The sequence below is a fragment of the Mesorhizobium intechi genome (assembly GCF_002879535.1).
GTDB lineage: Bacteria > Pseudomonadota > Alphaproteobacteria > Rhizobiales > Rhizobiaceae > Mesorhizobium > Mesorhizobium intechi.
Genome location: NZ_PNOT02000016.1, coordinates 21,394 through 39,608, shown reverse-complemented (window position 1 = coordinate 39,608; position 18,215 = coordinate 21,394). Strand labels below are relative to the sequence as shown.

Genomic DNA, 18,215 nt, shown 5'->3' with positions numbered 1-18,215 from the left:
ATCCTGCAAGGTGGCGTCGAAACCTTCCGCGATGTGCCATGGGCCGAACTCGAGCCCGACGCCTGCCGCCTGACCAGCGACATCATTGAGGTCAAGCTGAAGCCGTCGCGGCCGATCGGCGAGTCCGGTTACGACGCTTTCGGCAACCAGCCGGTCTTTCCCGACGAGGGCGACAGGCTGCGCGCCATCGCCAATATCGGCCGCGAGGATGTGCTGGTCGAAGGGCTGATGCCGATCGCCAAGGGGATCAGGGTGCTCGGCGCCTCCAGCGATCATCTGCTGCTCGACGTGGCCGATGCCGACCCGCCGCCGGTCGTCGGCGACCGCGTCGCCTTCCGCATGAGCTACGGCGCCATGCTGCTGGCGATGACGTCGGAGTATGTCGAAAAGGCCCCGATGCACGACGTCGCGGACTTTTCCGGCCGCAAGATGGTGTCGATCTCGGCCGAACAGGAAGCCGCCAGTATTCTTGCCCGCGAGGGGACCGGCGCGCGGCTGGAGGCGATGAATTTCGATGTCGTGGAACTCACCGATGTCGAGCGGCCGCCCTCCGGCTTGATCCGGCTGAGTGCCGGCCCCGATCGCCGTATCGCCCACAAGGCGCTCATGGCGACGGCGCGCGCGACGCATTCTTTCGGCCTCATCTGGATCGATTCCATCGCCGCGCTGATGCCGGAAGACGAAGAGGGCATCGACCTTCCGGACGGTTCTGTGCTGGCCCGGACCCTCGGCCTCGATCACAAGGCCGGCGCGCTGCAGCCGCAGCTGTCGCCGGAAAATGTCGTCATCGTCGGCCTGCGCCATGCCGACCCGGCCGAGGCGCGGGTGCTGAAGGATTCGCGGGTGTCGGCCTTCACCATGACCGATATCGACGCCATGGGCATGCGCGACCTGATGCATGAGGCGATCCGCGTCGCCACGTCGGGCACGCAGGGCTTTCATCTCAGCTATTCCCCGACAGCGACCGAATTCGCCGGCTGGCCGGCCGGTTCCGGCGGGCTGACCGTGCGCGAGACGCATCAGGCGATGGAGGCGATCGCGCTGTGCGGCGGCCTGCTGTCGATGGATGTTTCGGGCCTGAGCAAGGATATGGAGCCCAGGATCGGCGCTGAGATCGTGAACTTCGTCATGTCGGCCTTCGGCAAGCGGATCCTGTGATCAGCCCCGTGCTTCGACCGCCGCGCGCCACGCGCTGACATAGGCTGCCCAGGCCGGGTTGGCCGGCGGTTCCGTTCGCTCGCCCTTGCCATGCCCCGTGACCTGATCGGACGCCAGCAGTGCCGCGCCGATGCTGGTTCCCGTGGCGGCTTCGGAGGCGATGACGGCGCGGCCAGTGCTTGCGGCCAGCATGCCGACAAACAGCCGGTTGCGGGCAAACGGTCCTTCGACGGTGGTCGGGCCATCGGCGCCGATCAGGTCGAGGCAGGTCGCCGTCATCAGTGCCAGGTAGAACGAGATGGCGGCAAAGCGCTGGCCATCATTCATGCCGTCGGCATTGAGCCATGTCGCGGCCTGATGTGGGAACGGCCCTGATCCCTGTTGCGTCGATGGCAGCAGCAATGTCTTTCGCGCGAGCACGGCCCGGACATCATCGTCGCTCCAAGTCTGCGGCCGGCCTTCCGTCAGAACGGAAAACTCGCGGCCGCCCATGAAACGGGCCGACGGGACGGGGTCGCCCAGTGCATTGACATTGACCAGCGTATCGCGCGCCGGATCCAGCGCAACCTCTCTGCTGCCGACCGCCATCGACACCACCCAAGTGCCGGTCGAGACGACCGAGAAGGGTGGCGCGTCGGACAGGAGATGCGGCAGCAGCGAAGCGTTGGAGTCATGCAGGCCGCAGAACACTGGGGTTTGCGGATCAAGGCCGGTGCGCATGGCAAGCGCAGGCCGGATCGGGCCGAGGCGATCGCTGGCCGGCCGCACCGGTGCCATCAGGCCGCGCCAACCCATGCGGTCGACCAGCGACGAAAAGTCGGCATGCCATGGGTTCCACAGATCGGTATGGCAACCAAGCGAGGTCACCTCGTTGGCCGCGACGCCGGTCAGGCGCAGCACCCAGTATTGCGGGTACATCAGAATCGCGGTCGCATGCGCGAACTCGGCTGGAAAGCGCTTCTGCTGCCAGAAAAACTGCGCGCCGAGATTGAGCCCGAGCGGCAGGCGCGGCGTGCCCGTCTCAGCAAAGGCCGGACGCATCGCGTCATAGTCCGCGGCCAGCCTGTCGGGGCCTTCGAACTCGTAGTCGAGCACCGGCAGCACCAGTTCGCCCGAAGCATCGACCAGTGCGCCCGTCGCGCCATGGGTGGTGATCGAGATGGCGTCGATGCGCTGTTCGCGGTTGAGGCCGGCAAGGCTGTCGAGGATGAATGTCCATAGCGCCTCGACATCGTGATACGGGTAGGGCGCTTGCCGCACCGGCGCGTTCGCCATCCGGCGCAGCGCGACCTCGCTCAAGGTTGCGAGGTCGACCAGCGTGACCTTGGCGTTGGTCTTGCCGATGTCGATGACGGCGATGTGGCGCGGAGCACTCATGCCATATGGAACACAGTTTCCAGCGGCACGGCCACCGGCTCATTGTCCGGCTTCGTTTCCATGATGTCGGCCATGTGAGCCCACCAGCGCTGCATCACCGGGTGCTTCGGCAACTCGGCCATGCCATGGTCGTCCCGCCGCCACAGCACGCCGAACAGGATGTTGGTCTCTTCATCGAGATGGATCGAGTAGTCGGACACGCCGGCCTGTTTCAGGAGCGCGACCAGCGATGGCCAGATCTCGTCATGGCGCTTCCTGTACTCGGCCTTCATGCCCGGTTTGAGCTTCATCTTGAACGCGTATTTCTCAGGCATCAGCTGTTACCACGCAGCCGCCGCCAGACGATCGGCAGCGCGATGACAATGATCAGCAGCACGCCGATGAAGATCGACATGACGATGCCGGGCACGTTGAGCAGGCCGAGCCCGAAGGTCACCAACCCCATGATGAAGGCGGCGAGCACGACGCCGACAATGCTACCGGCGCCCCCCAGAATGCTGACGCCGCCGAGCACCACCATGGTGATGACTTCCAGCTCATAGCCTTGCGCGATCGACGGCCTCGTCGAGCCGAGCCGTGAGGTGATCAGCACCGAGGCTATGCCTGACATCAGTCCGGTCAGGCAGAACAGGATGAATTTGATGCGGCCGACGCGCACGCCGGAAAACTGCGCGGCGACCGGGTTGTTGCCGATGGCGAAGACGCGGCGGCCGAAACTCGTGCGATGCAGGAGGAACCAGTAGACGAGGGCGGCGATGAGGAAGAGCGCCAGCTCGAACGAGACTACCCACCAGACATAGCCCTGGCCGAAGAAGGCGAAGCTTTCGGGATAGCCCTTGTAGGCCTGGTCGCCGAGAATGATGAAGGCGATGCCGCGGAACAGGCTCATCGTGCCGATCGTGACGACGATGGACGGCAAGCCGAGCCTTGTCACCAACAGGCCGTTGAAGGCGCCGCAGCCCAGGCCTACGACGATGCCGATCAACACCAGCACCGGCGTGTCGGCACCGGCCTGCACCGCCATGCCCATCATGGTGGACGCAAGCGCTATTGTTGCGGCGACAGACAGGTCGATCTCGCCCGATATGATCAGCAACGCCATGGCAAAGGCGATCAAGCCCTTCTCGGTGAAGTTGAAGGTGAGGTCCGACAGCGAATAAGGGTCAAGGAAATAGGGCGAAGCAAAACTGTTGATGGCGAAGATGGCGACGGCCACCACGACCAACAGCGCCTCCCAGGAAAAGATCGCCGAAGACAGCGGCTTGTCGAGCCGGTCGGGAATATGGCGCGGGGCAGGGATGTCGGTCATGCCGCCTCCGCCTTTCTCAGGATGATGCGGCCTTGCTGGCGTTCGCCGCGCGCGTTGAGCACGACGGCCAGGATGATGGCGCTGCCCGAAATCGCCATCTGCCAGAACGGCGAGATGTTGATGACCGGGAGCGCGTTGGAGATGATGCCGAGGAACAGCGCGCCAAGCACCGCGCCGCCGACCGAGCCGATCCCGCCGGCGATCGAGATGCCTCCGATGACGCAGGCGGCGATGATGTTGAGCTCATAGCCGTTGGCGACCTCGACCGAGGCGATGACGTAGCGCGAGATCCAGAGGTAGCCGGCAAGCCCGCCGATCATGCCGGAGATGCAGAAGACAATGAATTTCGTGCGGCCGACGTCGATGCCGGTATAGACCGACGCCGTCGGGTTGACACCGATGGCATAGATCGAGCGGCCGAGCGCGGTGCGTGTCATCAGCACGAAGAACAGCGCTATGACCAGTATGGCGATCCAGGACAGCACCGGAATGCCGAGGAGGGCGGCGCGCTGGAAACCGATGAAATCCGGGCTCATCTTGTCGGCATTGACCCAGGCGCCGCCTGACAGGACGAAGGTGGCGCCGCGATAGATGGTGAGCGTACCCAAAGTCACCACGATCGAAGGGATGTTCAGACGCCATACCAGAAGGCCATTGATGGCACCGAGCAGCATCCCGACCACCAGCGCGATGACGATCAGCAGCGGGATCGGGATCGCCGGATATGCCGCGTTCAGCATCGCCACCACCATGCCGGTGAAGCAGAGATTGGAGGCCATGGAAAGGTCGATCGACCGCGTCAGGATGACCACCATCTGGCCGAGCGCCAGGATCATCAGGATCGAGGTGTCGTTGAATACCTGGCGCAGGTTGCCGGGGTCGGCGAAGGCCGGGAAGCGGGTCGAGATCAGCCCGATCAGCACGATGATGGCCGCGGCCAGCCAGATCTCGCGGTATTTCAGAAAGGCTTTCATGCCGCGATCCCCGCTGCCGTGCGCACCAGCGTCTCGGCGTCCAGCCCCTTGTTGTCGTAGACTGCGGCGACGAGGCCCTCGCGCATGACGACGACTCGGTCGGACATGCCGAGAATTTCAGGCAGTTCCGACGACACCATGATCACCGACAGGCCCTGCGCTACCAGTTCGGCCATGAAGCCGTGTACGGCCGCCTTCGAGCCGATGTCGATGCCCTTGGTCGGCTCATCGAGGATGATCACCTTGGGCGCGGTCGCCAGCCATTTCGCGATGACGATCTTCTGCTGGTTGCCGCCCGACAGCGTACCGACATCCTGGCTGAGCGACGAGGCCCTGAGATCAAGCCGCTCGGTGTAGGAGCGGGCGAGCGAAAACTCTTCGGCCAACCGCAGCAAGCCGGATTTGGAGGTGCGCTTGAGCGAGGGCAGCGAGACGTTCTGGAAGATCGGCAGGCCGATCACCACGCCCTGCTTGCCGCGCTCTTCCGGCACATAGACGATGCCGGCTTCGATCGAATCGGCCGCCGATTTCGGCGCTATCGCCTTGCCTTCCAGCGTGATCGTGCCGCCGCAGGTTCGGGTGATGCCCGATATCGCCTGCATCACCTCGCTGCGTCCGGCGCCGACAAGGCCGTAGAAGCCGAGGATTTCGCCCTTGTGCAGCTCGAAGCCGATGTCGTTGAATTCGGTCGGGTGCGACAGGCCGGCGACGGACAGCACCGGCGCGCCGATCTCGGCGGTGCGCTGCGGAAAGATATGATCGACCGAGCGGCCGACCATCATGCGAACGATCTGGCTCTGGCCGGCATCCTTGATCAGGCCTTCGCCAACCATCTCGCCGTCGCGGAACACCGTGTAGCGGTCGGCGATGCGGTAGATCTCGTCGAACTTGTGGCTGATGAACAGGATCGCCTTGCCTTCCTCCTTGAGGAATTCGATGAGCAGGAAAAGCTCCTCGATCTCCTTCATCGAAAGGGCTGCTGTCGGCTCGTCCATGATGACGATCCGCGCATCGATCGACATGGCGCGCGCCACTGCGACCAGATGCTTGTTGGCGATGCCGAGGTCTTTCAGACGCGCATCGGCGTCGATATGGCCGGCATGCATCGTGTCGAGCACTTCGCGGGCATTCTTGCGCATCGTGCGCCAGTCGATGGTGCCTAGCCGTGTGCGCGGCGCGTGGCCGAGAAAGATGTTTTCGGCGACGCTCAGATCGTCGAACAGCACGGTTTCCTGATGGATGGCGGTGACGCCATGGCCAAAGGCGGCATGCGCGCTGGGCAAGGTTACCACCTGGCCGTCGATGCTGATCGTACCGGCGTCGGGCTGGTAGATGCCGGTCATGATCTTGACCAGCGTCGACTTGCCGGCGCCGTTCTCGCCGATGAGTGCCGTCACCTGGCCGGGATAGAGCGACAGGCTGACATTGTGCAGCGCGCGTACACCGGGAAAGCTCTTGGAGATGCCGGACAGCGTCAGGCGTGGCATGGAGCCCGCTCGCCCCTCCTTCACCGTGCCGTGCTGGGCTGTCGTGTCCATGGTCGTATCAAGCCCTGAAACAAGGTCCGTTTAAAGCCGCGGCGGGACGTGAGCCCCGCCGCGACAGCTTGAGAGGGCCCCAGATCAATAGATCTTGGAGAACTTCTCGATGTTGGTCTTGTCGAACTGGAAGGGCGGGGCCATCGCAGCCGAGTTGCTATCGTCGAGCGTGACCTTGCCGACGCGGCCGATCGACAGCGTCGCACCGGGCTTGGCCTCTTCCTTCTTCACCGCCAGGTCGTGGGCGAGGTAGACGGCGGAGTAGCCGAGGTCGATCGGGTTCCACAGCGCAACCGCCTGGCTGGCGCCGTTGTCGATGAACTTCTTGAACTCGGACGGCAGCGCCAGGCCCGTGACATTGACCTTGCCGATCAGCTTCTCGTCGGTGACGACCTGGGCGGCGGCAACGACGCCGACGGTGGTCGGCGCGATGATCGCCTTGAGGTTCGGAAAGGACTTCAGCAAGCCCTTGGCTTCGTCGGTGCTCTTGGCCGAATCGTCGTCGCCATAGACGGTGGCGACGAGCTTGATCTTGGGAAATTTCTCAGGCAGCACCTTCTTGGCCGCGTCGATCCAGGCGTTCTGGTTGGTCGCGGTCGAGGAGGCCGACAGGATGGCGACATCGCCGCCTTCCGGCAGATAGTCGGCGGCAAGCTTGATGATGGTCTCGCCGATCAGGCCGGTGTCGGACGGGTTGAGGTGAAGCTGGCGACCTTCCTTGGCGACGCCCGAATCCCAGGAGATGACGGTGATACCGCGCTGCATGGCCTTCTTCAGCACCGGCACCAGCGCGTCGGCGTCATTGGCCGAAATGGCGATGGCGTTGACCTTCTGGGCGATCAGCGAGTTGACCACTTCGATCTGCGCTTCGGCGGTCGCCTTGGTCGGGCCGGTATAGATGATGTCGACATCGCCGAGTTCCTTGGCCGCCTCTTCAGCGCCCTTGTTGGCAGCGTCGAAGAAGCCGTTGCCGAGCGACTTCACCACCAGTGCGATCTTGACGTTCTCGGCATAGGCGGCATTCACGAACATGGCGGCCGAGAATGCGGCCGTCACCATCAATTTCTTCAAAAAGCTCATCGCATATCCTCCCTTGAGCGTTGCATTCCATCGCCGCTGCGGGCGTGAGTTGGTCTCAGGCCTGCAGTGAAGATTCTTCCTTTGCCGTCTTGCGGGCTACGATCAGCGTCACGCCCGCGGTCTCCAACATCTTGGCTTCACGATCCTCGATGCCGTCATCGGTGATGACGGTGGCGATGCGCGACAACCCGCACAGGATCAGGCTGGAGCGCTTGCGGAATTTCGAGGAGTCGACCAGCACCACCAGCTCGTCGGCCTGGTCGATCAGCTTCTGCTCCGCCTGGATCAGCAGCGGGTCGCCTTCCATCAGGCCGAGCGGTCCAAGACCTTGGGCGCCCATGAACATGCGGCGCGCGTAGAAATTGCGGGTCACGTCATTGTCGAAGGGCGACAGGATGATGTTCTGCTCGCGATAGATGGTGCCGCCCGACAGCATCACCGTGTTCTTCGAGTGCTTGAGCAGATGCTCGGCGATCGGGAACGAATTGGTGAAGATCGGCATGCGCCGCCCAGTCAGGAAATGCACCATCTGGAAGGTGGTGGTGCCGCCATTGATGATGATCGGCTCGCCATCCCCGCACAATTCGACCGCCTCGCGAGCGATCGCCCGCTTCTGTGAAGCGTTGATCGTTTCGTTGACGGAAAAAGGCCGGCCGGCCAAGCCGATGAATTGCGGTGGCGAGATCGCCTCGGCGCCACCGCGCACCCGGCGCAGGCGCTTTTGGACATGCAGAGCCGCGATATCGCGCCGGATCGTCGCCTCGGACGACTCCGTCAGGTCGACCATTTCCTGCACCGTCACCACAGGCTTTTCCTGGACGGCGGACAGAATGATCCTGTGGCGCTCTTTTTCGTGCATGGTTCCTCCCTGCCTGGCCATCTAGGCACTCAAAACGAGCAGTGTCAATCATTTCCGATCAAATAATTTCATTGTGCAGTGCAATATGATCGATATTGATCGTTTATGATTGACAAGCGAGGCGCATGCGTAGACATTCCCGGCAAAATGGACTGCGACTTTTGCGTCCCAGGGAGGATACCTATGCTCGACAAGCGCTCCGGCTCGCGCCTTGCCAATCTGTGGGACGATGCGAAAGCCAAGGGGATGAGCGGCCCCGAACTTCTGGTCTATCGCTCGAACACGCTGGGGTCCGACAAGCGCGTCACCAACTATGGCGGCGGCAACACCTCCTCGAAGATCTGGCAGAAGGATCCGCTCAGCGGCGAGAATGTCGAAGTGCTGTGGGTCAAGGGCTCCGGCGGCGACAGCGCCTCGATCAAGCTGGACGGTTTTGCAACGCTGTACATGGACAAGTTGCGCGCGTTGAAAGGCCTTTATCGCGGCGTCGAGCATGAGGACGAGATGGTGGGATATCTGCCCCACTGCACCTTCAACCTCAATCCGCGCGCGGCCTCGATCGACACACCGCTGCACGCCTATGTGCCGAAGCCTTTTGTCGACCACATGCATCCCGATGCCATCATCGCGATTGCCGCGGCGAAGGATTCCAGGGCGCTGACCAAGGAGATCTTCGGCGACGCCATCGGCTGGCTGCCATGGAAGCGGCCGGGCTTCGAGCTTGGTCTGTGGCTGGAGAAGTTCTGCGCGGAGAATCCCGCCGCCAAGGGCGTGATCCTCGAAAGCCACGGCCTGTTCACCTGGGGCGACACGCCCAAGGAATGCTACGAGACGACGGTTTCGGTGATCAACCAGGCGATCGAGTGGTTCGAACGCCGCTCCGAGGGCCTCGCCATCTTCGGCGGCGAAGTGGTCAAGCCGCTGGATGCCGCCACCCGCCGCGCCATCGCGGCGAAACTGATGCCGAAAATCCGCGGCCTGATCTCGGAAAAGAGCCACAAGCTCGGCCACTTCGACGATTCCGCCCCCGTGCTCGAATTCGTCAACTCCAGGGATTTGCGCCCGCTTGCGGCGCTCGGCACCTCTTGCCCGGACCATTTCCTGCGCACCAAGATCCGCCCGCTGGTCATCGAGTTCGATCCGGCAAAGCCTGATGTCGATGCGGTCATTGCGCGCCTAGCCGACGACATCGCCGAATACCGCGTCGGCTACCAGGCCTATTATGACAGCTGCAAGCATCCGGATTCGCCCGCCATCCGCGATCCCAACGCTGTGGTCTATCTGATGCCCGGCGTCGGCATGTTCACCTTCGCCGGCGACAAGGCGACGGCGCGAATTTCCGGCGAATTCTACGTCAACGCCATCAACGTCATGCGCGGCGCGTCGACCGTTTCGTCCTATGTCGGACTGCCCGCCCAGGAAGCCTTCGACATCGAATACTGGCTGCTTGAGGATCTGAAGCTGCAGCGCATGCCGAAGCCAAAATCGCTCGCTGGCCAGATCGCACTGGTCACCGGTGGCGCCGGAGGCATTGGCCGGGCGACCGCCAACCGCCTGCTGCGAGAAGGCGCCTGCGTGGTGTTGGCCGACATCGATGAGGCTGCATTAGCCAGCGCTAATGACGAACTGGCCAAGGCCTATGGCAAGGATTTCGTCCGCCCGGTGGTCATCAACGTCACCTCGGAAGACCAGGTGGTCTCGGGCTTTGCCGGGACGGCGGTCGAATTCGGCGGCCTCGACATTCTGGTCTCCAACGCGGGCCTCGCCTCCTCGGCGCCGATCGAAGAGACGTCGCTGGCGCTGTGGAACAAGAACATGGACATCTTGTCGACCGGCTATTTCCTGGTCTCGCGGGAAGCGTTCCGGCTGTTCCGGGTGCAGAAGATCGGCGGCAATGTCGTCTTCGTCGCCTCCAAGAACGGTCTTGCCGCCTCGCCCAACGCTGCAGCCTATTGCACGGCCAAGGCCGCAGAAATCCATCTCGCCCGGTGTCTCGCGCTGGAAGGCGCGGAAGCGCAGATCAGGGTCAATGTCGTCAATCCGGACGCGGTCCTGCGCGGCTCGAAGATCTGGACCGGCGAGTGGAAGGAACAGCGCGCCGCCGCCTACAAGATGTCCACGGACGACCTCGAAGAGCATTATCGTTCGCGCTCGATGCTGAAGCGCTCGGTCTTCCCGGAAGACATCGCTGAGGCGATTTATTTCTTTGCCTCCGAGATGTCGGCCAAGTCGACCGGCAACATCATCAACGTCGACGCCGGCAACGCGCAGAGCTTTACGCGCTGATTTGGAGCGCTTCCCTTCTCCCCGTTTGCGGCGAGAAGGTGCCCGAAGGGCGGATGAGGGGCGGCGCCAGCCGAACACATTCTTGGGAGGAACCAGCACTTGTCCGAAACCATCATTTCCGCCGAAATCGTCGAAAAAGATAACACCGCGCGCAAGCCCGATCTCGAGCGCGATTACGCCTCGCTCGGCGAACGTCTCGACCGCCGCGGCATCGCCATCGACGCCGTCCGCGACAAGGTCGAGAAATTTGCGGTCGCTATCCCCTCCTGGGGCGTCGGCACCGGCGGCACGCGCTTTGCCCGCTTTCCCGGCGCCGGCGAGCCGCGCGATATCTTCGACAAGATCGAGGATTGTGCCGTCATCAACCAGTTGACGCAGGCGACGCCGACCGTCTCGCTGCACATTCCATGGGACAAGGCTGACCCGAACCGGCTGAAGCAGGCGGCCTCGCGCTTCGGCCTTGGCTTCGATGCCATGAACTCCAACACTTTCTCCGATGCTAGGGACCAGAAACTCTCGTACAAATTCGGCTCGCTGTCGCATGCCGACGCCGGCACCCGCCGGCAGGCGGTCGAGCACAATCTCGAATGCATCGAGATCGGCAAGACGCTCGGCTCCAAGGCGCTGACGGTGTGGATCGGCGACGGCTCGAATTTTCCGGGCCAGGTCAATTTCGCCAAAGCCTTCGAGCGCTACCTCGACGCCATGAAGGAGGTTTATGCCGGGCTGCCCGCCGACTGGAAACTCTTCACCGAACACAAGATGTACGAGCCGGCCTTCTATTCCACGGTCGTGCAGGACTGGGGCACCAATTACCTTATCGCCAAGGAATTGGGCGACAAGGCCTTCTGCCTCGTCGACCTCGGCCACCATGCGCCCAACGTCAACATCGAGATGATCGTGTCGCGGCTGATCCAGTTCAAGAAACTCGGAGGCTTCCATTTCAACGATTCGAAATATGGCGACGACGACCTCGACGCCGGTTCGATCGATCCTTACCGGCTGTTCCTGGTCTTCAACGAACTTGTCGATGCCGAACTGTCCGGCGTGGAGGGTTTCGATCCGGCCCACATGCTCGACCAGAGCCACAACGTCACCGATCCGATCGAGAGCCTGATGCTGTCGGCGGTCGAGGTGCAACGCGCCTATGCGCAGGCGCTGTTGATCGACCGCAAGGCACTGGAAGCTTTTCAAGACGGCAATGACGCGCTGATGGCGACGCAGACGCTGAAGGCAGCCTACCGCACCGATGTCGAGCCGATCCTCGCCATGGCGCGGCTGAAAACCGGGGGCGCAATCGATCCGGTCGCCACCTACCGGGCGGCGGGCTATCGCGCCAAGGTCGCGGCCGAACGCCCGGCTGTTGTCGGCGGCTCGGGCGGAATTGTCTGACACGCCTGACATCTGAATTGATCCGCCTGGCCCACCGTTGATGGTGGACTCGGCCGCTGCGACGGGCTCTTCTAGGCGTCCCCGCCAGGAGAACCCGCCATGCACCTCACGCGTCGGACACTGATCGCCGTCAGTCTTTCCATCACCTTCGCGCTGGCGCCGTTGACGAGCGTCTTTGCCGCGTCGCCGGCGCCGGCCAAGGGCGAGCACGGCATGGTGGTGACGGCCCAGCATCTGGCGTCGGAAGTCGGCGTCGAGGTCTTGAAGAAGGGCGGCAATGCCGTCGATGCGGCGGTCGCTGTCGGCTATGCGCTGGCCGTCGTCTACCCCAATGCCGGCAACATTGGCGGCGGCGGCTTTATGACCATCCGTTTCGCAGATGGCAAATCGACCTTCCTCGATTTTCGTGAGCGCGCGCCGCTGGCTGCGACCAAGACCATGTATCTCGACAAGGATGGCAACCCGGTGAAGGGTGCCAGCCTCGACGGCTATCTCGCCGTCGGCGTGCCGGGCTCGGTGGCCGGCTTCGAAAAAGCGCGCGAAAAATATGGCACCCTTTCGAGACAAGAGCTGATGGCGCCGGCGATCGCCTATGCCAAGGACGGTTTCATCCTCAATCAGGGCGATGCCGCCTCGTTCGCCAGCAACGCTGAAAGGCTGGCGAAGGACCCGGCGGCGGCGGCCGCGTTGCTGAAACCCGATGGCAAGCCCTATGGCATTGGCGAGCGCCTCACCCAACCGGATCTTGCTGCCTCGCTCTCGGCGATATCCGAGAAAGGCCCCGATGCCTTCTACAAGGGCGCCATCGCCGACGCCATCGTCAAGGCGAGCGGCGCCAAGGGTGGCATCCTGGCCAAGCAGGATTTCGAGCAATATGCGGTGCGTGAACTGAAACCGGTCACCTGCTCCTATCGCGGCTACGAGATCACTTCCTCGCCGCCGCCGAGTTCCGGTGGCGTCATCATCTGCGAAATCCTCAACGTGCTGGAAGGCTACCCGCTGTCCTATCTTGGCGCCGGCTCGGCCGAGACCGTGCATGTCATGGTCGAGGCGATGCGCCATGCCTATGTCGATCGCAACTCCGCGCTCGGCGATCCCGATTTCGTCGACAATCCGGTCTCGAAATTGCTGGACAAGAGCTACGCCAAGGATATCCGCGACAAGATCGACCCATTCCGGGCCGGCGTGTCCCAGGACCTGATGCCGAAGGGTTTTGGCGAGTCGAAGGAGACGACGCACTATTCCATCATCGACAAGGACGGCAACGCGGTCGCCGTGACCTACACGCTGAACGGCTCCTTTGGCGCCGGCGTCGTCGCCGACGGCACCGGCATCCTGCTCAACAACGAGATGGACGATTTCACCCAGAAGCCGGGCGTGCCTAACCTCTATGGGTTGGTCCAGGGCGAGGCCAATGCCATTCAGCCGAAGAAGACGCCGCTGTCATCGATGAGCCCGACCATCGTGGCCAAGGACGGCAAGCCGTTCATGGTCATCGGCAGCCCCGGCGGCTCGCGCATCATCACCATCACGCTGGAAGCGATCGTCAACGTCATCGACCACGGGATGAACATCCAGGAGGCGATCGACGCGCCGCGCATCCACCATCAATGGCTGCCCGATAAAGTCTATGTCGAGCCGTTCGGCCTGTCGCCCGACACCGAAAGACTGCTGGCCGGCATGGGCTACCACCTCGATCTGAGCAACCAGACCTGGGGGCAGGCGGCCGGCATTCTCGTTGGTGGCAAGAGCCTGATGGAGATCGAGAAGGGCGGCGGCGCGCGCTACAATGGCGCCATCGACAGCCGGGCGGCCTCTGGCGAGGCGCTCGGATATTGATGCCGGGGCGGACCCTTGGACAGGGTCGCGGCCCGGCGAGGACGGTCAGGTAACCAGCGTGATGGTCGATGCGATCAGCATCAGCGCGGCGATGCCGACGAACAGCGCGTAGATGCGCGGCCGGTCAAGCAGAAGCGCGTTTCCTGAGATCCAGGCAGAGGTGGCGCCGCCGAGCGCGAAGAGGAACCCGTTGCGATGGCCGAAGGTCATCGACGCGGCCATCAGCCCGCCGATGATCAGGGCGCCGAACACGATGATCACGGCGACCGCGTATTTCTCGAAATCATTGTTGCCGATCCCTGGTCCGATCGCATTCAGATTGGGCAGGTCGTCCGGATCGAAAGGGTTCGCCGACCCATACTCGTCTTGACCGATCGATTCTCGCATCACTCGTTCTCCGCAGACCGGCAACAAACCATCAACACTTGCCGAGTGCAACCCGATCGCACGTCCCTCTCTGTGTTGACCGTCACCTTCAACACGTTCCGGGGGCGCTTGTCACCGATTTTCCGACCGCCTGGGTCGAATGCAGGCGTGTCCCGCGTTCGGATGGCGCAACCAAGCTATTTTATTTGGACCGTGTTCGCGGGAAAAAGATGATGCAGCCCATCAATTCCGCGCCGCAACGCCCTGCGTGACTGCGGCGGCGAGTCGCAGCGCCGGGCGTGGGCGGGCAAGTGTTGATGTGGAGGGTGTTCGCGGTGCTGGAAAGGAATGCCGGCCTTGCTGAACACCCGCCTTCGGTAGGATGGTGGGCACCTCGCGCCGTCATTCCTGTGAAGGGGAGGCGCTCAATCGACGATAGGGCACGCCATCGAAGCTTGCCGTCACAAAATCCGTGACGGACATCCTGCGCTTGCGTCCGTCGCTGCAGGCGTAAACCGGCCAACCGGCGTCGCTGCATTCGCTGGCCGCGCAGATACGCGCTAGGCAGTTGCCGATAGTCAATCGGAAGCCGCCCTTGCCGGCGAAGCCTTGCAACAAGCTGCCGTCCGCCGAGCGCCACGTCCGCGCACGGAATTCCGCCCGCAAAAGCAATGGTTCGAGAGAGACCGCAAGATTGGTTTCGCCGCCACGTCCCGCGAACTGCAGACGGAAGCGCGCCATTGCAGTCGTGTATGCGGTCACAACATCCGATTCGCGAAGATAGGAGATCGGCAGGTTGGAGCGGTCAAGCAGATGAGACATGCGCTCGCTTGCCTCTACCGGCGTCAGCAAGACAACGAAGGTAAGAAAAGCGAAGCAAGCTCGCGACATTTTCCAGCAGCCATTCGATCTCGGCCTGCCGGTTTGGCCCCGGTTGCCCCCAGTAACATCCCGCCAATCGTCGCCCTGCGCAAGTCGCTTGCCGAGCGGTCCAAGGCGGCCGAGAGTGCAATTCGCAAGGCCACCGGGTTAAAGCGCTTGGAGCCGAAGAGGTGACCCGCATCGACGAACCTGCGCCGGCGGTGGCGAGGTCATACTCGGCGTTTGCGGCAAGGAGGAACACCTGCCGCCAGCCAGGGTTCCTTAGCTGACGCGGGCCGGCGGCAACTCAAACAGGTTGGCGCCATTCTCCTGGCCGCGCTCGACATAGCCGATAATGCCGAACCATCGGGCGACGTCAGGCCCCTGCAGCCAGCTGCGCGAATGGATGGGAAGGTTGCCGGCGAGCGCCTGGATATGCCTGATATGCCTCCCGCAGAAGCGCACGGTCGAGGCGCGGAAAAAGTCCTCCTGCGCGGCAAACAGCGTATCGGCGGCGTCGCTGTTCTCATGCCAGGCGATGATCGCCACGGCCTTCTCGCCCTGCACAAGCGCGTGCGCCCGGCCTTCCTTCAGATTCATCATCAGATTGTCGTAGGCGATCTTGCTGTCCTTGCCGGCGGCCGCGTACTCCTCCGACATCCGCTTGGACAGGCCATGAAACACATCCTCGAGATCCCCGAGCGTTGCTGCGCGTGCTCTCATTTCACCTCCTGCAGCCCCGGCAGGGAGTTTGCCCTAAGGGTGAGGGTTCACCAAGCAAATCGAATCCGCTGAATGGCCAATGAGAGCAAAGCTGTTTCGATCGCCTACCCGGATACTCTAGACGAGGGTCGTTTCAATCGTCTGCATCAGGCAATCGCCAGCTTGCGTACCGATGATGCCCAGATCCCGTACGCTCGTCATATGGTTCCGGTCCTTCAGGCGGAGGTCGCGGACCCCGTGCCCCTGCGCGCGCAGGAGCGTCGCGAAGTCAGCCGCTTGCCGGTGAAAAGGGGGCGTTTCCTGGTCCCCGACGAGAATGGTCACTGCCGTCCCGGGATCATGCCGCCGCGTCATTGGCGTGAAGGCAGTTGCCTCCTCGTCGGTGATGCCAATCAACGGCTCGAGGAAGGATTTCTGCAGGGGCTTCAGGTCGTAAAGGCCGCCCAGCAGCAGTGCTGCGTGGATACGTGATGGCATTGGCGCCTTTTCAAACAGGAATGTGGCCAGGTGCGCGCCCGCCGAATGGCCGCTGACGCTTATCCGGCCTGGATCGCCGCCATGGTCGACGATGTTGTCCATCACCCATTGTTTGGCGCGCCGGACCTGTTCCACGATCGCCGCCATCCTGAACGCGGGCATCAGCGCATAATCGACGATGACCGCGATCGCACCGGCCTTGGTGACTGTGTTCGCCACATAGGAATAGTCACCCCTTGAAAACATGCGCCAGTAGCCGCCGTGGATGAAAATATGAACCGCAAGATCCTGACGCTCGCCCGGCGGAAAGAACAGGTCGAGCCTCTCGGCCTCGCCGTTGCCATAGGCGACATCAGCCACCATCGGCATCGTCGCCCGGGTCGTGGCGCTGCGCGCCACGATATCGGCCACGATGTCATCAAAGTCGGCAACGTGGTCGCGGGTGCGGAAGGGGTCTTTCTGCATGGATGCCCGATCAGAAGGTGACGGCGATATACTTCGCCTCCATGAACTCGGCGATGCCGTGGTGCTGGCCGCCCTCGCGACCCAGGCCGCTCTGCTTGACGCCACCGAAGGGCGCCGCGGGATCCGACATCAGCCCCCGATTGAGGCCGATCATGCCGGCCTCGATCCGCGATGCCACCCGCAATCCTCGGCCCACATCGCGCGTATAGATATAGGCGGCAAGGCCGTATTCGGTGTTGTTGGCATGCATGATGGCTTCGGCTTCGGTCTCGAATCGCGTGATGGGCGCTACCGGCCCGAAGATCTCCTCATGCGCCATATCGGCGTCGGGCGGAACCTGCGACAGGACCGTCGGCGGATAAAAGAAGCCTTCCTCGTCCGGGCTTGAGCCGCCGCAAAGCACCTTGGCTCCCCGGCCCACGGCGTCCTTGACAAGGCGGTCGATCTTGTCGACCGCCTTTCTGGTGATCATCGGCCCGCACTCGGTATCCGCACTCATGCCTGGTCCGACCTTGAGAGCTGCCATGCGCTTGCAAAGGCCGTCGGCGAACGCGTCATGAATGCCTGACTGCACATAGATGCGGTTGGCGGCTGTACAGGCCTCGCCGGCATTGCGCATCTTTGCGATCATGGCGCCGTCGAGGGCGGCATCGAGGTCGGCATCGTCGAAAACGACGAAAGGAGCATTGCCGCCGAGTTCCATCGAGCAGGAGACCACATGCTTGGCGGCTTCGCCAAGCAAGGTTCGTCCGACACCCGTCGAGCCGGTGAATGAGAGCTTCCTGACGCGCGGATCGGCCAGCATGGCCGAGGTCAGCGAACCGGGACTGGTCGTGGTGAGCACGTTGACGACGCCGGCCGGCACGCCGGCCTCGCCGTAGAGCGCGGCCAGCGCATAGGCCGTCAGCGGCGTCTCGCTGGCCGGCTTCAGGATCACCGTGCAACCGGCCGCCAATGCCGGCGCGATCTTTCGTGTCGCCATCGCGGCAGGAAAATTCCAGGGCGTGATCAGCACACAGATGCCGATCGGCTCATAGTCGACCACGATGCGGTTGGTGCCGGATGGCGCGGTGCCGAACTCGCCGGTGATACGGACCGCTTCTTCCGCGTTCCAGCGGAAGAACTCGGCAGCGTAGGCAACCTCGCTGCGCGCGTCGCGCAGAGCCTTGCCGTTCTCCAGCGAGATCAGCATGGCGAGCGTTTCCGACCGCTCGACCATGAGTTCGAAACAGCGCCTGAGGATCTCCGAGCGCTTGCGCGGCGCCGTCTCCCGCCATCCCGACGCCGCCTTGGCCGCCGCGTCGACCGCGGCCAAGGCGTCCTCGATCGTCGCATCGGGCACCGCTGCAATGACGGACCCCGACGAAGGATCGACGACGCCAATGACCCGGCCGTCGGAAGATGGTCGCCATCTGCCGTCGATGTAGAGTCCGTGCGAAAAGCCGCGAACATCATAGTCGTCCTGGTCGATCCACAGCGCATTGGGAGGAAGGTTCATGGTTTCATTCCGT

Annotated in this window: 16 protein-coding genes; 4 read left to right on the top strand and 12 right to left on the bottom strand. The window is 63.1% G+C overall.

The genetic code is table 11. The features are described from left to right. A partial coding sequence (locus C1D09_RS01085) for an arginase family protein (RefSeq protein ID WP_208760329.1) occupies window positions 1–1,158 on the top strand: 1,158 nt, incomplete at its 5' end. Here the strand turns inward: C1D09_RS01085 and C1D09_RS01080 are convergent. From C1D09_RS01080 to C1D09_RS01050, 7 genes are all read right to left on the bottom strand, one after another. After that, window positions 1,159–2,535 (bottom strand): FGGY-family carbohydrate kinase, encoded by a 1,377-nt coding sequence (locus C1D09_RS01080; RefSeq protein ID WP_143972585.1) that lies wholly within the window; start codon window positions 2,533–2,535, stop codon window positions 1,159–1,161. After that, window positions 2,532–2,849, bottom strand: a complete 318-nt coding sequence (rhaM, locus tag C1D09_RS01075) for an L-rhamnose mutarotase (protein WP_143972584.1) — start codon at window positions 2,847–2,849, stop codon at window positions 2,532–2,534. Before rhaM ends, C1D09_RS01080 begins: the two co-directional genes overlap by 4 nt. Next, window positions 2,849–3,844, bottom strand: a complete 996-nt coding sequence (locus tag C1D09_RS01070) for an ABC transporter permease (protein WP_143972583.1) — start codon at window positions 3,842–3,844, stop codon at window positions 2,849–2,851. Before C1D09_RS01070 ends, rhaM begins: the two co-directional genes overlap by 1 nt. Next, on the bottom strand, window positions 3,841–4,818 hold the full coding sequence (locus C1D09_RS01065; RefSeq protein ID WP_143972582.1) for an ABC transporter permease: 978 nt from the start codon (window positions 4,816–4,818) through the stop codon (window positions 3,841–3,843). The genes C1D09_RS01070 and C1D09_RS01065 overlap by 4 nt, the downstream gene beginning before the upstream one ends. Beyond that, entirely contained in the window at window positions 4,815–6,356 is a 1,542-nt protein-coding gene (locus C1D09_RS01060; protein ID WP_143972581.1) for a sugar ABC transporter ATP-binding protein, read from the bottom strand. Before C1D09_RS01060 ends, C1D09_RS01065 begins: the two co-directional genes overlap by 4 nt. Window positions 6,357–6,440: 84 nt before the next feature. After that, window positions 6,441–7,436 (bottom strand): rhamnose ABC transporter substrate-binding protein, encoded by a 996-nt coding sequence (rhaS, locus tag C1D09_RS01055; protein ID WP_143972580.1) that lies wholly within the window; start codon window positions 7,434–7,436, stop codon window positions 6,441–6,443. Between the two features lie 55 nt (window positions 7,437–7,491). Further along, window positions 7,492–8,295 carry a DeoR/GlpR family DNA-binding transcription regulator gene (locus C1D09_RS01050; RefSeq protein ID WP_010913443.1) on the bottom strand — a complete coding sequence of 268 codons (804 nt, stop codon included), beginning with the start codon at window positions 8,293–8,295 and terminating at the stop codon, window positions 7,492–7,494. A 183-nt stretch (window positions 8,296–8,478) separates the two neighbouring features. Between C1D09_RS01050 and C1D09_RS01045 the strand changes: the two genes are divergently transcribed. The 3 genes from C1D09_RS01045 to ggt all read left to right on the top strand — a co-directional run bounded on the left by C1D09_RS01045 (window position 8,479) and on the right by ggt (window position 13,812). Then, window positions 8,479–10,581 (top strand): bifunctional rhamnulose-1-phosphate aldolase/short-chain dehydrogenase, encoded by a 2,103-nt coding sequence (locus C1D09_RS01045; RefSeq protein ID WP_143972579.1) that lies wholly within the window; start codon window positions 8,479–8,481, stop codon window positions 10,579–10,581. A 99-nt stretch (window positions 10,582–10,680) separates the two neighbouring features. Next, a complete protein-coding gene (gene rhaI / locus C1D09_RS01040; protein ID WP_143972578.1) occupies window positions 10,681–11,973 on the top strand; it encodes an L-rhamnose catabolism isomerase in 1,293 nt (430 codons plus the stop codon). Between the two features lie 99 nt (window positions 11,974–12,072). After that, on the top strand, window positions 12,073–13,812 hold the full coding sequence (gene ggt, locus C1D09_RS01035) for a gamma-glutamyltransferase (protein WP_143972577.1): 1,740 nt from the start codon (window positions 12,073–12,075) through the stop codon (window positions 13,810–13,812). 45 nt (window positions 13,813–13,857) lie between these two features. On the opposite strand, the gene C1D09_RS01030 is transcribed toward ggt, so the two are convergent. The 5 genes from C1D09_RS01030 to C1D09_RS01010 form a co-directional block, all read right to left on the bottom strand. Next, window positions 13,858–14,199 (bottom strand): hypothetical protein, encoded by a 342-nt coding sequence (locus tag C1D09_RS01030; RefSeq protein WP_080511918.1) that lies wholly within the window; start codon window positions 14,197–14,199, stop codon window positions 13,858–13,860. A 381-nt stretch (window positions 14,200–14,580) separates the two neighbouring features. Then, window positions 14,581–15,000: a hypothetical protein gene (locus tag C1D09_RS01025; protein ID WP_246135617.1), complete on the bottom strand. Its 420-nt coding sequence runs from the start codon at window positions 14,998–15,000 to the stop codon at window positions 14,581–14,583. 321 nt (window positions 15,001–15,321) lie between these two features. Beyond that, a complete protein-coding gene (locus C1D09_RS01020; RefSeq protein WP_143972576.1) occupies window positions 15,322–15,762 on the bottom strand; it encodes a hypothetical protein in 441 nt (146 codons plus the stop codon). A 117-nt stretch (window positions 15,763–15,879) separates the two neighbouring features. Then, window positions 15,880–16,704 (bottom strand): alpha/beta hydrolase, encoded by an 825-nt coding sequence (locus C1D09_RS01015; protein ID WP_143972575.1) that lies wholly within the window; start codon window positions 16,702–16,704, stop codon window positions 15,880–15,882. Between the two features lie 10 nt (window positions 16,705–16,714). Then, window positions 16,715–18,202 carry an NAD-dependent succinate-semialdehyde dehydrogenase gene (locus tag C1D09_RS01010; RefSeq protein ID WP_143972574.1) on the bottom strand — a complete coding sequence of 496 codons (1,488 nt, stop codon included), beginning with the start codon at window positions 18,200–18,202 and terminating at the stop codon, window positions 16,715–16,717. Between the last annotated feature and the right edge of the window lie 13 nt (window positions 18,203–18,215).

What these genes read in the sequence shown, in the direction of transcription:
- rhaS (WP_143972580.1), bottom strand. Translation starts at nt 7,436, where the DNA reads ATGAGCTTTTTGAAGAAATTGATGGTGACGGCCGCATTCTCGGCCGCC.
- C1D09_RS01015 (WP_143972575.1), bottom strand. Translation starts at nt 16,704, where the DNA reads ATGCAGAAAGACCCCTTCCGCACCCGCGACCACGTTGCCGACTTTGAT.
- C1D09_RS01050 (WP_010913443.1), bottom strand. Translation starts at nt 8,295, where the DNA reads ATGCACGAAAAAGAGCGCCACAGGATCATTCTGTCCGCCGTCCAGGAA.
- ggt (WP_143972577.1), top strand. Translation starts at nt 12,073, where the DNA reads ATGCACCTCACGCGTCGGACACTGATCGCCGTCAGTCTTTCCATCACC.
- C1D09_RS01030 (WP_080511918.1), bottom strand. Translation starts at nt 14,199, where the DNA reads ATGCGAGAATCGATCGGTCAAGACGAGTATGGGTCGGCGAACCCTTTC.
- C1D09_RS01065 (WP_143972582.1), bottom strand. Translation starts at nt 4,818, where the DNA reads ATGAAAGCCTTTCTGAAATACCGCGAGATCTGGCTGGCCGCGGCCATC.
- C1D09_RS01080 (WP_143972585.1), bottom strand. Translation starts at nt 2,535, where the DNA reads ATGAGTGCTCCGCGCCACATCGCCGTCATCGACATCGGCAAGACCAAC.
- C1D09_RS01070 (WP_143972583.1), bottom strand. Translation starts at nt 3,844, where the DNA reads ATGACCGACATCCCTGCCCCGCGCCATATTCCCGACCGGCTCGACAAG.
- C1D09_RS01025 (WP_246135617.1), bottom strand. Translation starts at nt 15,000, where the DNA reads ATGTCTCATCTGCTTGACCGCTCCAACCTGCCGATCTCCTATCTTCGC.
- C1D09_RS01010 (WP_143972574.1), bottom strand. Translation starts at nt 18,202, where the DNA reads ATGAACCTTCCTCCCAATGCGCTGTGGATCGACCAGGACGACTATGAT.
- C1D09_RS01060 (WP_143972581.1), bottom strand. Translation starts at nt 6,356, where the DNA reads ATGGACACGACAGCCCAGCACGGCACGGTGAAGGAGGGGCGAGCGGGC.
- C1D09_RS01045 (WP_143972579.1), top strand. Translation starts at nt 8,479, where the DNA reads ATGCTCGACAAGCGCTCCGGCTCGCGCCTTGCCAATCTGTGGGACGAT.
- rhaM (WP_143972584.1), bottom strand. Translation starts at nt 2,849, where the DNA reads ATGCCTGAGAAATACGCGTTCAAGATGAAGCTCAAACCGGGCATGAAG.
- C1D09_RS01020 (WP_143972576.1), bottom strand. Translation starts at nt 15,762, where the DNA reads ATGAGAGCACGCGCAGCAACGCTCGGGGATCTCGAGGATGTGTTTCAT.